Origin of the sequence: Nitrospira sp. (genome assembly GCA_037045225.1) — a bacterium.
Classification (GTDB): Bacteria; Nitrospirota; Nitrospiria; order Nitrospirales; family Nitrospiraceae; genus Nitrospira_A.
In genome coordinates, this window is record JBAOHZ010000009.1 from 3,675,007 (window position 1) to 3,689,724 (window position 14,718).

General features: G+C 59.2%; 12 protein-coding genes. 10 read left to right on the top strand and 2 right to left on the bottom strand.

Features of this window, described 5'->3' with window-relative positions; all coding sequences use genetic code 11:
• Positions 1–80: 80 nt before the first annotated feature.
• Both V9G17_18130 and glgC read right to left on the bottom strand, forming a co-directional pair.
• Positions 81–1,943, bottom strand: coding sequence for a helicase-related protein (locus V9G17_18130; GenBank protein ID MEI2754514.1), 1,863 nt, complete (start codon positions 1,941–1,943; stop codon positions 81–83).
• Positions 1,918–3,156, bottom strand: coding sequence for a glucose-1-phosphate adenylyltransferase (gene glgC, locus V9G17_18135; GenBank protein ID MEI2754515.1), 1,239 nt, complete (start codon positions 3,154–3,156; stop codon positions 1,918–1,920). Before glgC ends, V9G17_18130 begins: the two co-directional genes overlap by 26 nt.
• A 135-nt stretch (positions 3,157–3,291) precedes the next feature.
• On the opposite strand from glgC, the gene V9G17_18140 reads away from it, so the two are divergent.
• From V9G17_18140 to def, 10 genes are all read left to right on the top strand, one after another.
• Complete coding sequence (locus V9G17_18140) at positions 3,292–3,570, top strand: hypothetical protein (protein MEI2754516.1); 279 nt, start codon at positions 3,292–3,294, stop codon at positions 3,568–3,570.
• A 39-nt stretch (positions 3,571–3,609) separates the two neighbouring features.
• Positions 3,610–4,749, top strand: coding sequence for an ABC transporter ATP-binding protein (locus tag V9G17_18145; GenBank protein ID MEI2754517.1), 1,140 nt, complete (start codon positions 3,610–3,612; stop codon positions 4,747–4,749).
• Between the two features lie 2 nt (positions 4,750–4,751).
• Positions 4,752–5,642, top strand: a complete 891-nt coding sequence (locus V9G17_18150) for an ABC transporter permease (GenBank protein MEI2754518.1) — start codon at positions 4,752–4,754, stop codon at positions 5,640–5,642.
• On the top strand, positions 5,639–6,412 hold the full coding sequence (locus V9G17_18155) for an ABC transporter permease (GenBank protein MEI2754519.1): 774 nt from the start codon (positions 5,639–5,641) through the stop codon (positions 6,410–6,412). The genes V9G17_18150 and V9G17_18155 overlap by 4 nt, the downstream gene beginning before the upstream one ends.
• On the top strand, positions 6,413–7,483 hold the full coding sequence (locus V9G17_18160) for a spermidine/putrescine ABC transporter substrate-binding protein (GenBank protein MEI2754520.1): 1,071 nt from the start codon (positions 6,413–6,415) through the stop codon (positions 7,481–7,483).
• A 97-nt stretch (positions 7,484–7,580) separates the two neighbouring features.
• Entirely contained in the window at positions 7,581–8,927 is a 1,347-nt protein-coding gene (locus V9G17_18165; protein MEI2754521.1) for a TolC family protein, read from the top strand.
• A complete protein-coding gene (locus V9G17_18170; protein MEI2754522.1) occupies positions 8,924–10,069 on the top strand; it encodes an efflux RND transporter periplasmic adaptor subunit in 1,146 nt (381 codons plus the stop codon). The genes V9G17_18165 and V9G17_18170 overlap by 4 nt, the downstream gene beginning before the upstream one ends.
• A gap of 52 nt (positions 10,070–10,121) precedes the next feature.
• Positions 10,122–13,229, top strand: coding sequence for a CusA/CzcA family heavy metal efflux RND transporter (locus tag V9G17_18175; GenBank protein ID MEI2754523.1), 3,108 nt, complete (start codon positions 10,122–10,124; stop codon positions 13,227–13,229).
• A 25-nt stretch (positions 13,230–13,254) separates the two neighbouring features.
• Positions 13,255–14,058: a HEAT repeat domain-containing protein gene (locus V9G17_18180; GenBank protein ID MEI2754524.1), complete on the top strand. Its 804-nt coding sequence runs from the start codon at positions 13,255–13,257 to the stop codon at positions 14,056–14,058.
• A gap of 116 nt (positions 14,059–14,174) precedes the next feature.
• Positions 14,175–14,705 (top strand): peptide deformylase, encoded by a 531-nt coding sequence (gene def / locus V9G17_18185; protein ID MEI2754525.1) that lies wholly within the window; start codon positions 14,175–14,177, stop codon positions 14,703–14,705.
• Positions 14,706–14,718 lie beyond the last annotated feature (13 nt).

Below are 14,718 nucleotides of genomic sequence, written 5' to 3' on the forward strand. Positions count from 1 at the left end.
CGGAATCCTGCATTGATCCGTCGAATGCGCGAGAATCGTGTGTTTCGCGAACGACGCTTCACGAGGAACGAACGACGAGTTCATGGCAGCTCCTCCAAGACGCCACGGCGCATCGCCGCGATGGCTTTTTCCGCCGATTCTGCCAATGAAGGATGGGTGCTCTTGAGCGTCTTGAGCTGGGACAGAAATTCGATCGTGCGTGCGAACAGGCGGAACATGTCGCCCTCGGCCATCGTGGTCAGCCGGGCCAGGCCGATCCAGGTCAGCGTTTGGTCCGCCACCCATCGCTCGGTGAGGGCGGCGACATCGGCACGGAGCATCGGCGGCGCCTCGTGCGGCACGAGACTTTCTGCCAGCTTGCGGACTTGGAACAGAAGGGTGACGAGGCCGGCGCTGCCGCGTGGAAACGAGCCGGGACGATCGTCGTCATGCGCGATGCTGGCCATCACGGCGGCGAGCAGAGGCGGATCGATGGCGCCGAAGGCCTCGGCCCGGATCAGTTCCGTGATCAGGAGAGAATGGTCGATGCGAATCAATCGCGCCCACTCGCCGTCGGCGGTGAGTTGGGCCGTGGCGTTGAGATAACCGAAGCGCTCAAGGATATCGATGCGTTCTTGAAACCGGTGCCACAAGCTGGTCTGCAGCGCTTGAATCGATTTCATGTGGCGTTGGATTTCCTGGCGAACCCGGGAGGCCCTGGGGAAATCGCGTTGACAGGCCTGGCGCGAAGGACAGGTGGGGCAGGCGAAGTCGCCCAGCGTTTGGATGATCGAACTGTCGAGCGGGATCTCTTCGTTCTGATGAGTCAGAATCGGCAGAATCGGGAGACGCGGCGGTAGATCCAGGAGGTGATGCGTCAGCTGCTCCAATGTTTGCGGAGTGCACCAGGGATAGGCGGACGTTTCTTCGCAGTCGAACGTGCGGTCGAATACCTGCGTCACGATCGAGGCGGGGCATTCGTTGAGGGACCCGCCGTCCCGCAGTAAGGTCACCATCGGCGCATGTTGGCCCTTGCTTCGATATTGGCGCAGGATGATACCGCGTCCCCGGATCAGCCCCACGACGCGTCCGGGCGTGAGAAAATGCAGGCGTGCGGCGACATCGGGTGATTCCTGCCTGGCCGCCGGGCCACGAGGTTTTTTTCGTTTCCGGGCCTGATCAAACACTTGCCACTGTGTGATCCAGTCCGAACAGACTCGCGGACCAAAGGGTTCCATTTCAGCGCGCAGTCCATCGAGTTTGGTTTCCAGCACGGCGGTGCGCTGATTCAACTGAAACTGGGCGAAGCTTTTCGCGAGAATGGACTGGATCTGTTCGCGCGGGTGGGCTTTGAGCAGGTTCAGCACCATCGGGTAACTGATGACGAATTGACTGTGAATTGCCTCCGGTTGTCCTGTGAGCCCTTTGGTCAGAACGGTGAGATCGATATAGGGTGACGGGGTGATCACGGCGAATCCCACCAGGTCTTTGCCGCGGCGACCGGCCCGGCCGGCCAACTGCTGGATCTCGCTGGCGGTCAAGTCGGTGAAGTCGCGCGCCTTGCGGATGCTGGATTGTGTCACGACCACTGTGCGGGCGGGAAAGTCGACGCCGGCGGCGAGGGTGGTGGTGGCGAAGACGGCATCCAGAGACCCTGTGCGCATGAGTTCTTCGACGGCGATCTTCCAGGAGGGGAGATGGCCCGCATGATGCGCCGCCACGCCGATGCGCTGGACGGTGTCGATCAGCGGGTGTTCCGCAATGCTGGGAAACTGTTCGGTCACCTGTGTCAGGACGCGGGCAATCTGTTCCTGTTGTGTCTTGGGCAGGGTGACCTGGCTGCGCTCGAACGACTGCATCGCTTCGTCGCAGGCCCGTCTCGATGTGAGAAAGATAATCGCAGGAGTGAGGTTTCTTTGGCGGAGTGTCGCGACCAGATCAACCGGATGAATCGACGGCGGCATGCAGTTTCATTCCCTTTGAGATGACCACCAATCCGGAGTCGGTGACTTTGAAACGTTGACGATCTGCGACCGGGTCGAAGCCGATCACGGTTTTGGGCGGAATGATCACGTCTTTGTCGATGATCGCGCGTCTGATGCGGGCATGTTCGCCGATGACCACGTTCTCCATGACGACGGACTCGCGCACATCGGCGTGGTCGTGGACCCGGACGTTCGGCGAGAGCACCGAGTTCTGCACACGGCCGCCGGAAATGATGCAGCCGCCGCACACGATGGAGTCCAGCGCTACGCCCATGCGGCCTCCCTGAAAGTCCTGGGCAAAGACGAACTTGGCGGGAGGGAATTGTCCCTGGTAGGTGCGGATCAGCCATTCCTGGTCGTAGAGGTTGAACAGCGGATCGACGGCGACGAGGTCCATATTGGCTTCCCAGTAGGCATCGAGTGTCCCGATGTCCCGCCAGTACTTCACCGCTTTCTTATTTTCGTCTTGGAACTTGAACGCATAGACGCGCTGCTCCTTGATCATACGCGGAATGATGTTCTTGCCAAAGTCGTGCTTGGTGCCCTCTTTGGCGTCCCGGATCAGCTGTTCCCGCACGACATCGGTGCGGAACAGGTAGATGCCCATCGAGACGAATGCCTGAGTCGGGTCGCCGGGGATGTGCATCGGCTTCTCCGGTTTTTCGTCGAAGCTCAGGATTCGCCGGTCTTCATCGACGGCGATGACGCCGAAACGATTGGCATCCGCCAAGGGCGTTTCGATCGCGCCGACCACTGCGTCTGCCTGCTTTTCGATCAGCAGGTTGTACATGTCGGCGTAGTTCATCTTGTAGATGTGATCACCGGCCAGTACCAGCAGAAACTCTGGTTGATCGTTGTCGAGCAGGAAAAGGTTTTGATACACGGCATCGGCCGTGCCGCGGTACCACTCTTCGCTGATCCGCTGTTGAGGAGGGACGGATATGATGTATTCGCCCAACTCGGGATTGAGGATGTTCCATCCTTTGCGGATGTGCCGGTCGAGAGAATGCGATTTGTACTGGATCAGAACGGCCATCTGTCGCAGGCCGGAATTCAGGCAGTTGCTGAGCGTGAAATCGATGATGCGATATTTCCCGCCGAACGGCACCGCGGGTTTCGCGCGCTGGTCCGTGAGGGGATTCAGGCGTTCGCCTTTCCCGCCGGCCAGCACCATGGTGAAGATCTTAGCCATAGACGGGCAGATTGTAGCAGGACGACAGACGAATAGAAAGGACGCAGAATGATTGACTTCACTTCGAACTCGGATGATACTACGATTCAACGTGCGGTTCCGACATCCGGTCGAGCTCAATGCGAAGGAGCGGACATGAAGAAACAGAATGCCCGTCGGGCAGTCGTTAAACCCGATATCGAGGCCGCGAATCCGATGATGGAAATGGTGTGGCGACTGGAACGCTTGGAACGACAGGTCCAGCGCTTGTCTGAGCTGGTGCGGAATCATGCCGAAGATAACGATCGGCTGGTGCGCATTGTGGCGGAGGATCGGGACGTCATTCGCCGTGAACTGTTGCGGAAACATGAGCATCGGGTGCGGGTGCGGAAGCACTTGCGCGATGTCAGCGCCAAAGTTGATTTGGATCAGTGAGCCGTGGCTGTCGGCGCGGCGGTTTGAATTTAGCCTTCGATGGCCACGTTTTCCACCCCTCCGTTGTACCCTTCTGACCCATCTATTCCCTCCATACCTCCGACGATCGATATCCGTGGGATCGTGCGCCGCCACGGTGCGGTCACGGCCGTGGATCAGGTGAGCTTCCAGGTCCGGCGTGGCGAGTTTTTTTCCATTCTCGGTCCGAGTGGAGCAGGAAAAACCTCGGTCTTGCGCATGCTGGCGGGTTTCGAAGATCCGGACGAAGGCGACCTGCTGATCGACGGGCAATCGATGCTCGGTGTGCCGCCGAATCGCCGGCCGGTGAATCTGGTGTTTCAATCCTACGCCTTATTTCCTCACCTTACCGTGTTCGACAACGTGGCCTTCGGCCTGAGGATGCGTCGCATCTCGTCCGCGCGCATCGATGAGCAGGTGCGCCGGGCCTTGGGGATGGTCAAGCTGTTTGGTAGAGAAACGCGGATGCCCTCTCAATTGTCGGGCGGCGAACAGCAACGTGTGGCTCTGGCTCGTGCCTTGGTGAACACACCGGCTGTGGTCTTGCTCGACGAACCGTTGGCGGCGTTGGATCAACAGCTGCGGCAGGCCATGCAGGTTGAGCTGAAATCTATCCAAGAGCAGGCGGGGCTGACCTGTGTCTGTGTCACGCATCATCAGGAAGAGGCGATGATGATGTCGGACCGTATTGCCGTTATGCACCAGGGGCGCATGTGGCAGGTCGGGAGCCCACGCGAGGTCTATGAGCGGCCGTGTAATTTGTTTGTGTCTCGATTTCTCGGCGTGTCGAACGAATTGCCGGGTACGATCGGATCTTTGGTCGGGGAGGAGCGCGTGTTTCGGCCGGCCGATCACGAGCAGCCATCGGTTTCCGTACGCATCGCTTCCACCGAACAGGCCGGTCGTTCAGCCACACTCTCGCTTCGGCCGGAACATATCCGGATGGCGCACGAGCGGCTGTCTACTTCCGATCCGGTACTCTCCGGCCGGGTGGAGAAGGTGTTCTTTGCCGGGAGTGACACGAAGTATTTGGTACGGGTCGGCCGTGACCGTGTATGGGAAACTAGAATGGCCTCGGGCACATCGCAGGCTCCGTTCACCGCGGGAGATCCGGTGTTTCTCCACTGGTCCTTGGCTGATGCGCGGGTATTTTTCGAGTGACCATGCCTGTCCGCAACACATCATCTTCCTCCGCACCTCTTGGGTCTGCCTGCCGTTCCTGCTGGCTGGCCGTTCCCGGTCTGCTGTGGATGGGCCTGTTTTTTCTGGCGCCGCTGGCCTTGGTGTTCGCGATCAGTTTTGCCTCCCGTGGAACCTACGGCGGCATTGTATGGGAGTTCACGGCGGCGAATTATCTGGATCTGTGGCATCCCCTGTACGGCAAGATTCTCGGGCAATCGTTCTTGTACGCGAGTCTCACCACGGCGATCTGCTTCGTGCTCGGGTTTCCGCTCGCCTACATGATCGCCAGAAGTCCGGCCCGGTGGCAGCCGGTGTTGTTGCTGCTGGTGATGTTACCGTTCTGGACGAATTTTCTCGTACGAACCTACGCCTGGATGATTGTGCTGCGCCAGGACGGCCTTGTGAACGGCCTGTTGCTCGCGCTCGGAATAGTGGACGCCCCGCTTGAATTGCTGTACACACCGGCGGCCGTCGTGATCGGACTGGTATACGGGTACCTTCCCTTTATGGTGTTGCCTCTCTATGTCGCCGTGGAACGGCTGGACCCGCTCCTGGTGGAGGCGGCCTGGGATCTGTACGCCTCGCGTTGGGCGGTCTTCACGCGGATCGTGGTTCCACTCACCATGCCGGGCATCGTCGGCGGCTGTGTCCTGGTCTTCATCCCGTCGATCGGCTCGTTCATCACACCGGACCTCCTCGGCGGGGCGAGAAGCATGATGATCGGCAACCTCATTCAACACGAGTATCTGGTGGTGCGTGACTGGCCCTTGGGATCGGCGGTGTCCTTCGTGCTGATGGGGATCGTGACGGCCGCGGTGGGGTTGTATTATCGTCATGCTGCCCGGGCTGCCGGGCCGCTGGAGGGACGATGAGGCGAGGATTGGCGAGCCTAAGCCTCGTCAGCATTCTGGCCATGCTGTTTCTCTATGGCCCCATTTTCGTGCTGGTGCTCTACTCGTTTAATACCGCCCACCTGTCGATGGCCTGGCGAGGAACGACGCTCAAGTGGTATGTCGCACTCTGGCATGACGAGGCGCTGCTCGCCGCGACTGCGAATAGCCTGCTCATTGCCGTGAGCTCGACTATCGGCGCGACCCTGCTGGGCGGGCTGATGGCGCTCGGCATGGAGCGCATGCCCCTGCGCCGGCAGCAGCTCATCGAAGGCGGGTTGGTGCTGCCGCTCGTCATTCCGGAAGTCATGATGGGCGTGGCGTTGATGCTGCTCTTCGTGCTGCTCAAGATGCCGCTTGGTCTCACCACGGTGATCCTTGGCCACATTGCGTTTAATATTCCGCTGGTCACCATCATGATCCGCGCGCGGTTACGCAAATTAGATCCGGCGTTAGGCGAGGCGGCGGCCGATCTGGGCGCGGACTCCTGGCAGGTCTTCCGGCATGTCACGTTGCCGCTCTTGCGTCCGGCGATCTGGGGCGCGGTGCTGGTGGCGTTTACGGTCTCGCTCGACGATTTTCTGGTGACGTTCTTCACGGCCGGTCCCGGCGCGACGACCCTGCCGTTGAAGGTCTATTCGATGATCAAATCCGGTGTGACGCCTGAGATCAATGCGCTGTCCGCGCTGCTGCTGGCCATTTCCATGGCCTGTGTTGCCCTCTCCCTTCATCTGCAACGCCGCGAGGTGTAAGTGGGGACTCGTCTTCGATGGTTGAGCCAATGGGGGCTGTGCCTCATCTGTTTGGTACTGACCATGTCTTCCTGCGGGCAAGATTCAGTCGGTGATCCTGCCGGGAACCGACCGGTCCTGCATTACTTCACCTGGTCCGACTATGTAGGGCCTAAGCTGATTCAGGACTTCGAACGACGCGAGGGCGTGAAGGTGGTCATCGATACCTTCAGCAGCAATGAAGAGTTGTTGGCCAAACTCCAGAGCGGAGCCACGGGGTATGATGTCGCGGTACCCTCCGATTTCATGGTGGCCATCATGATCCAGCAGGGGCTGCTGAGTGAGTTGGACCAGCCGGCGCTCCCCAACGCCTCGTTCTTGGAACCGCATTTACAAGCTCTGCCCTTCGATCCGGAGCGACGTTACTCGGTTCCGTATCTATGGGGTAGCGTGGGGATCGGATACGACTCCGCGGTGATCCCAACGCCGCCGGATAGTTGGGCGATCCTCTGGGATCCGCGTTACAAAGGCCGCATCAGTATGTTGAACGACCAGCGTGAAGTCTTCGGCGCGGTGTTGCGTTCCATGGGGCAATCGATGAACAGCACGGATCCGCAGGTGATCGAGGCGGCAAAGGAGCGGTTGCTGCAGCAGAAACCCCTGGTGAAGCTCTATACGAGTGATCATTACGATCAGTTGTTGGCTTCAGGGGAGGTGGTCCTGGCGCATGCCTGGGGAGGACCGGTGGCGAGGGCCATGGCCGAGCGGCCTTCCATTCGTTATGTGGTCCCGAAGGAAGGGGCGACTTTGTGGGCGGATTGCCTGGTGGTGCTTCGGACGGCGCCTCAGAAACAGTTAGCCATGCGTTTTATCAACTATCTCATGGAGCCTCAGGTTGCGGCGCGCACGTCGGAGCGGCTGCGTTTTGCCTCCGCTTCCCGGCCGGCCCGGGAATTGGTGAGCGCCTCAACGAGGAATAATCCGGCGGTCTATCCGCCGCTTGACCAACTGGGTCGATTGGAATGGATGAAGGATGTCGGCCGGGGGATCCGCCTCTATGACCGGGCCTGGACGGAGCTAAAAATGCAGTGAGTGATGGGTACGGGTCTTGTTTCAAATGCACTGGAGAATCAGTATAATGCGCGCGCTGTCCTGCATGGTTCGATACTCCTGCACACTGTGTGACGATATGTTCCAATTCAGAAATCGCCGGAAGGACGGCTCCTGTCCATCGGCTTTGAGTCGTGGGCTCTGGCTGGTGATCGGCCTGCTAGGTCTTGGTCTGCTTGGTGGCGGGATTGCGCAGGCGACTGAGCCGACTCCGGCCAAGACGACCCCTTTTTCTCCGCCGGTGGCCCGTCTGGACCTGTCCGAGGCGATGGCCTTGTTCCTGAAGCAGAACCTGGATTTATTGATCGCCAGGTATGGCATCGAGTCCAGCAAAGGACAACAGATTACCGCACGGCTCTTTCCGAATCCGGTGGCGCAGGTGGGAAACGTGGCTTCGTTTACGCAGGGCAATACGCTGGCTAAAACCGGCGCCCTCACCATGCAGGTGCAGCAATTGTTTGAATTGGCCGGCAAGCGCGGCTACCGCATCGAAAGCGCCGGCTTCGGGGTGCAGTCGGCGGAAGCGGATTTTGAAGATGCCGTCCGGCAGTTGGGGTTCACGATCAAGGACGCCTACTATCGAGTGTTGGTGGCACAGCGCCGGTTGTCTCTGGCCGAAGAAAACCGAGACCGATTTGCGCGTATTCTGGACGTCAATACGATCCGTTTTAAGAAGGGCTACATTGCCGAAGTCGATCTGATCCGAATTCGTCTCCAGGTGGTGGATTTCCAATCTCAAGTGATCGAGGCGATTCAGGAGGGCGAGTCCGCCCGAGCCGATCTCCGGCAACTGCTGCGGCTCTCTCCGGCGTCGAAGCTGGAGCTGACGACCGAAATGGACTACCGGCGCGTGGATCCCGACATGGAACGGCTCAGGTCGGTGGCCCTGGATGTCCGCCCCGATATCAAGAGCCGGCGGGCGACTCTGTCGCAACGAGAGGCGGATCTCAAACTGGCCAAAGCCTTTCGGATTCCGGATGTGACGATCGGCGCAGGTTATTCGGTGCAGGGCTCGCGAGGTCCCGACAACCAGCAGATGGGAATCCTAAATCTCGGAGTGCCCCTGCCGTTATTCAATCGGAACCAAGGCGGGATCGTCCAGGCTGAAGTCGGCGTGCAGGCCGCGCAGGCTGAATTGGATCGCACGGTGAATCAGGTGGAAAACCAGGTGGATGTGGCCTACCGCAATCTCCTCCAGAGTCGCCGGCTGGTGGAAGCCTATCTGGCGGGAGTCCTGGAAGATGCCCGTTCCACCTTCACCATCGTTGAACGCGCCTATGAGCGGGGAGGCGCCACGATTTTGGATCTCCTCGACGCCGCGCGGACGTCCCGGACAATCCAACAGAATTTCATCGAGGCCCTCTTTACCTATCAGCGGAACCTGTTTCAATTGGAGAGTTCGGTCGGGCAGGAGATTACCTCATGATCTCTGGGGCGAGGCCGATCGCAGGAATGGCCGCGGCGCTGTCGCTGTGGGCTTGTAGCCAAACGCAGGAACCAGCGTCTTCGAAGCCACCCGTCACCCCGGAACATGTTGCCGTTGAGTCTCCGCCACAGTCCACGGGGCAGATCGAAACGGCCGTGGTGGATTTCAAACCCATCCAACCCGAGCTGGTCCTGGTCGGCAAGGTGGCCTACGGCGAAGACCGGTATTCGAAAATTTCCTCTCCGCTGCAAGGACGTGTGGTGGAGGTGCGGGCCAAGCTGGGCGACCACGTGGAGGCCGGCGCGACGTTGCTGGTCATCGACAGTTCCGATATTACCGCCGCCTATTCGGAGTTCGTGAAAGAAGCCTCCGAGTTGGAGTACTCCACGCGGGCGCAGGAACTTGCGAAGGAATTGTTTGCCACCAAGGCTTTGGCCCTGAAGGACCTCAAGCAGGCCGAGAACGATTTGATCAAAGCGCGGGCTGAATTCCGGCGAGCGAAAGAGCGGTTGTTGTCCTTGCGCATTCCGGCTCAAGAGTTGGAGAAGCCGCTCGCTCAACAGCGTATTACCTCGCGCTTCGAGATGAAGAGTCCCTTGACCGGCACCGTGGTCGAGCGGGCCGTCACTCCTGGGCAGTCTGTCGGCAGTGACGCCGGCCAGGTCTTATTCACGGTGGCCGATCTGGATCGGTTGCAGGTCGTGGCCGATGTCTATGAGCGGGACCTCGCCTTGGTGAAAGTCAGTCAGGTGGGACGTATCAATGTGGAGGCCTATCCGGGGACCGATTTCGCTTCCGTCGTGGCGTCGATCGGGGATGTCGTCGATCCGAACACCCGTACCATCAAAGTTCGGGCCTGGGTCGACAATCGCGATCAGCGCCTCAAGCCGGAAATGTTTGCTCGGCTGAGGCTGGACGTCGGTGATGCGACGCCGTTCCTGACGATTCCCAAAGAGGCGGTCGTCGAGATCGACGGGAAACATTTCGTCTATGTGGTGGATACGCCTCAGCACTACGAGAAGCGCGAGGTACTGGTGTCGAACGTCTCCGGTGGCCAGGTTCGCATTCTGGAGGGGTTGACGTCCGGTCAGCGCATTGTGATCAAGGGCGCGGTGTTGGTGAAGGGACAAGAGGCGAGGTAATGAGTCAGCGCATCATCCTGCATGTCTATTCTCGCCGGCGGGTCCTCGTCTCATGATCGTGCGAATCGTCGAGCTCTCGCTCGTCCAGCGTTTCCTGGTCTGTGCGCTCGGGTTCACTCTTCTCTTCGGCGGGCTCTATGCCTTCCAACAGCTCGACATCGTTGCCTATCCGGACCCTTCGCCTCCGATGGTGGAGGTGATCACCCAGTTCCCCGGTTGGTCCGCGGAAGAAATCGAACGGCAAATCACGGTTCCCATCGAGGTCGCCTTAAACGGCATGCCGGGCCTCACCGATATCCGTTCGCTCTCGATTTTCGGGTTAAGCGACGTGAAGATCTATTTCGATTTCGGGACGCAGTACTTTTTTGACCGGCAGGAAGTCATCAATCGTCTGGCCACCGTCAGTCTTCCTCAAAACGTGCAACCGGCTCTGTCGCCTTGGTGGGCGATCGCGGAGATCTACCGCTACGAACTGGCCGGCGACGGAAAGACGAGCCTGACGGACCTCAAGACGATTCAGGATTGGCAGGTTCGGCGCGAGTTCCGTCGCGTCCCGGGCATCATCGATGTGACGGCCTTCGGAGGAACGACGCAGGAATATCACGTCGATATCGATCCCGGGAAATTGATCAGCTATCAGGTCAGTCTGGCGCAGGTCATGGAGGCCTTGACGAACAGTAACGCCAACGTCGGCGGCAATTACCTGACAGTGGGCGCTCAAAACTACAATATCCGTGGCCTGGGGCTGATCAACGGTCTGGCGGACATTGAAAATGTGATGGTGGCCGCAAAGGAAGGCACTCCCATTTTCGTGAAGACGCTGGGAACCGTGTCGGTGGGGCATCGGGTGCGGTTGGGCAAGGTCGGAATCGACGACCACGACGACGTGGTGGAAGGAGTGATTCTCCTGCAGCGCGGGTACAAGGCGCTGTCCGTCCTGGAGCGGGTGCGGGACAAGGTCGAGGAGCTGAATAAGTGGAAATTGCCGGAAGGGGTGAAGATCAAGACCTTCTATGACCGGACCGCTCTGATCCATACCACGGTTGAAACGGTCACTGACATTTTGATCAGCGGCATGGTCCTCGTGTTCGTGATCCTGTTCGTCTTTCTCGGGCATTTCCGTGCGTCGCTCATTGTGGCGCTGACGATTCCCATGTCGTTGCTGTTTACGTTCACGATGATGGTGATGATCGGGCAGTCGGCCAACCTTATTTCACTCGGCTCGATCGATTTCGGCATCATCGTTGATGCGACGCTGGTGATGGTGGAGAGTATTTTTTTCCATCTCGGCCATGATCGCCGTTTGGGTCTCACCGTGCCGCAACAAATTGTGCGCGCCGCGCGCCAGGTGGGCCAGCCGATTTTCTTTTCCACGGCCATCATCGTCGTGGCGTTCATTCCCCTGTTCACGATGACCGGGGTACCGGGAAAGATCTTCGCGCCGATGTCCATCACCTATGGTTTTGCCCTCTTTGGCGCGCTGCTCATGGCGTTTACGCTGGCGCCGGTGCTCTGCTCCCTTCTGTTGACGGGTGTGGTGAAGGAAGAAGATACGCGGTTTGTCGGTGCGATTCGCCGGACCTATCTGGCGGTGTTGCAATGGGCTCTGCGCCACAACGTGAAAGTGATCGGCGCGGCGCTGGTGCTGCTGGTCGGGGCATTCGGGGCGCTGCAATTCATCGGTGGAGAATTCATGCCGGCACTGGAGGAGGGGAATCTGTGGGTCCGCGCGACCATGCCGGTCGATATTTCCTACGACGAGGCTGCTCGCTTGGCCGGAGAAATCCGGCAGATGTTCAGGCAGTCGCCCGAGGTGGTCACGATCGTCTCTCAGCTCGGGAGACCCGACGATGGAACCGACCCCACGAGTTTTTTCAACGCGGAGTTCCTCGCGAATCTGAAGCCGCAGAAGGAGTGGCGGCCGGGGCTGAGCAAGGACCAGTTGGTGGAGGAGATCGAGGCGCGGCTAAAAGTCATTCCCGGGATTGTCTTCAACTTTTCGCAAGTCATTCAAGACAATGTGGAAGAGGCCATGTCCGGCGTGAAGGGAGAGAACTCCATTAAGCTTTTCGGCAACGACCTGAAGACCATGGAAGCGAAGGCGGTCGAGGTCGAAGCGGTGATGAAGGGCGTGCGAGGCGTGAAGGATTTGGGAATTTTCCGCTTGGTCGGACAGCCCAATCTGTTGATCCAGGTGGATCGGGAGGCCAGTGCCCGCTATGGACTGCGAGTCTCCGATGTCAATGCGGTCGTACAGGCGGCGGTGGGAGGGCAGGGAGTAACCCAGGTGTTCGAGGGGGAGCGACTCTTCGATTTGGTCGTCCGCTTTCTGCCCGAATTTCGACGGGATGCCGAAACGATCGGAAATATTCTCGTGAGTACGCCGGATGGTGCGCGGATCCCTTTAAAACAGGTGGCGACGATCAGAACGCAGACCGGCGCGTTCATTATTTATCGGGAAAACAACGAACGCTATATTCCCATCAAGTTCAGCGTGCGCGATCGCGACCTCGAGAGCACAGTGAAGGAGGCGCAAGCGAAGATGGCCACAGCGGTTTCGCTCCCGGAGCGGTATCGGCTTGAATGGGCCGGCCAGTACGATCAATTGACGGCCGAACAGAAACGGCTGACCATGATCGTGCCGGTAAGTCTCGTGATCATCCTCTTTCTCCTCTATACGACGTTCAACTCGCTTACGAATGCGCTCTTGGTGCTGGTCACGGTTCCCTTTGCGTTGATCGGAGGCATTTTCTCGCTGGTCTTTACTGGTACCCATTTCAGCATTTCTGCGGCGGTGGGTGTGATTTCGACGCTGGGAGTAGCGATTCTCGGAGGAGTCCTGTTAATCTCACGTATCGAGGATTTTCGTCTCAACGGGCTGGATTTGCGCGAGGCTGTGTTGAAGGGCGCGGATGTGCAGATGCGCCCGATTCTCATGGCGACACTGGCGGCGGCCATCGGGTTGCTCCCGGCGGCCTTGGCCACCGGGATCGGTTCGCAGGCGCAACAACCGCTGGCCCGGGTGGTGGTGGGCGGGATGCTCACGGCGGCCGTGCTGATCCTTGTCGTATTGCCGGTATTGTATGAAGTCGTGCATCGTCGCACGGCGAGCACGCGAACGGTCGAACGGGGCCAGGAACCGACCGTTCCATATTCATGATCAAGACTGTAAGGGGTACGTCATTATGAAGGGATTGAGCCGTCAGGTGGTCTGTCGGGTGGTGATCCGTGGTGTGATGTGTCTGGGCTTGATGGGAGGGATGTTGGGGCAGGCGTGGTCGGCCTCCGTGGTGTGGCCGGTGCAGATGCCGTATGAGGCGCCGCCCAAGTCCGAGCCGGTTCCGGATGTGTCGGTCGCTCCGAATACCAAGGCCCTCACCCCTGAGGAACTGCAGCGGGCTGAGGCGCTCTTACCGTTGTTGGAGGGGAAGCAGGAGTTTTGGGCGATGGGTGAATTCGTGCACTTGGGCGAGCCGGTGCTATCGGTGGTGACGAAGGCGCTCTCGCTGCCCGGTCCTCGCATTCGGTACAATGCCATTGAGACGCTGTCGATGATCAAGTCTCCGGCAGCGGTGCCGGCCTTGCTGGACACGGCGAGACTCGATTCCGAAATTCCCCGCATTCGTGAGCATGCCCTCCGGGTTGCCGTGCGGCTCGATCCGATGCAAGCCGCGCCGGCGATTGAAGTCATGACCAAAGATGCCAATGCGTCGATTCGCAAGGCGGCGGCGGTTGAAGCGCGGTATGTCCGTCGGAAAGAGGTGATTCAACCGCTCATCGATCTGCTGGGAGACGACGAACGGTTCGTGGCCCTGTCTGCCGTGCAGTCGCTCTGGACCTTAACCCGGCATGAGACGGAATTTCACGACTGGGATGCCTCCAGCAAGCAGGATCGCCAGGCTTGGGCGCAGGAATGGATCGAATGGTGGAATCAGTCGAAAGAGACGTTTGAAATGCCGGAGCCGAAGAGCCGGAAACGGGCCGGCTGACGACCGGATTCTGGTGGTTGCGGAGCATCAAAAGGCCGTGGTAGGTATGGAAGAGACCGGTTGCGCGGGTTGAATTGCTCGCGTAATGAGATAGATATTGACAGAAAAGGTGCAGGATGGCGATCTTGGCGATCAGTAAACTCGGTAATCCGATTCTCCGGCAGAAGGCCCTGCCTCTGACCCTGGGGGAGATAAAAAAAGCGGCGTTTCAGCAACTTATCGACGATATGTTCGAAACCATGTACGACGAACCGGGGATCGGTCTAGCCGCTCCGCAGGTGGGGCGGTCGCAGCAGCTCGTCGTGATGGATTGTCCCGGTGAAGGCGGTTTTCCCAAGACGGTCCTCATCAATCCGACGATCCAGTTTTACGGGCCTGAGCAGGTTGAAGGATGGGAAGGCTGCTTAAGCGTCGATGGATTGCGAGGCAAAGTGACGCGCCCTTCGACCGTTCGAGTGACCGGGTTGGATCGGAATGCGAAGCCGTTCGATTTCGAAGCCAGCGGCTTGTACGCCGTCTGTATTCAACATGAGCTGGACCATCTCATCGGCACGTTATTCATCGACCGCATGACCGACTTCTCCACTCTCACCCAGATGGATGAATTTCAGAAGTATTGGCAGAAGGAACCAGCCAGTGTCATCTGATCCGTCGCGGATC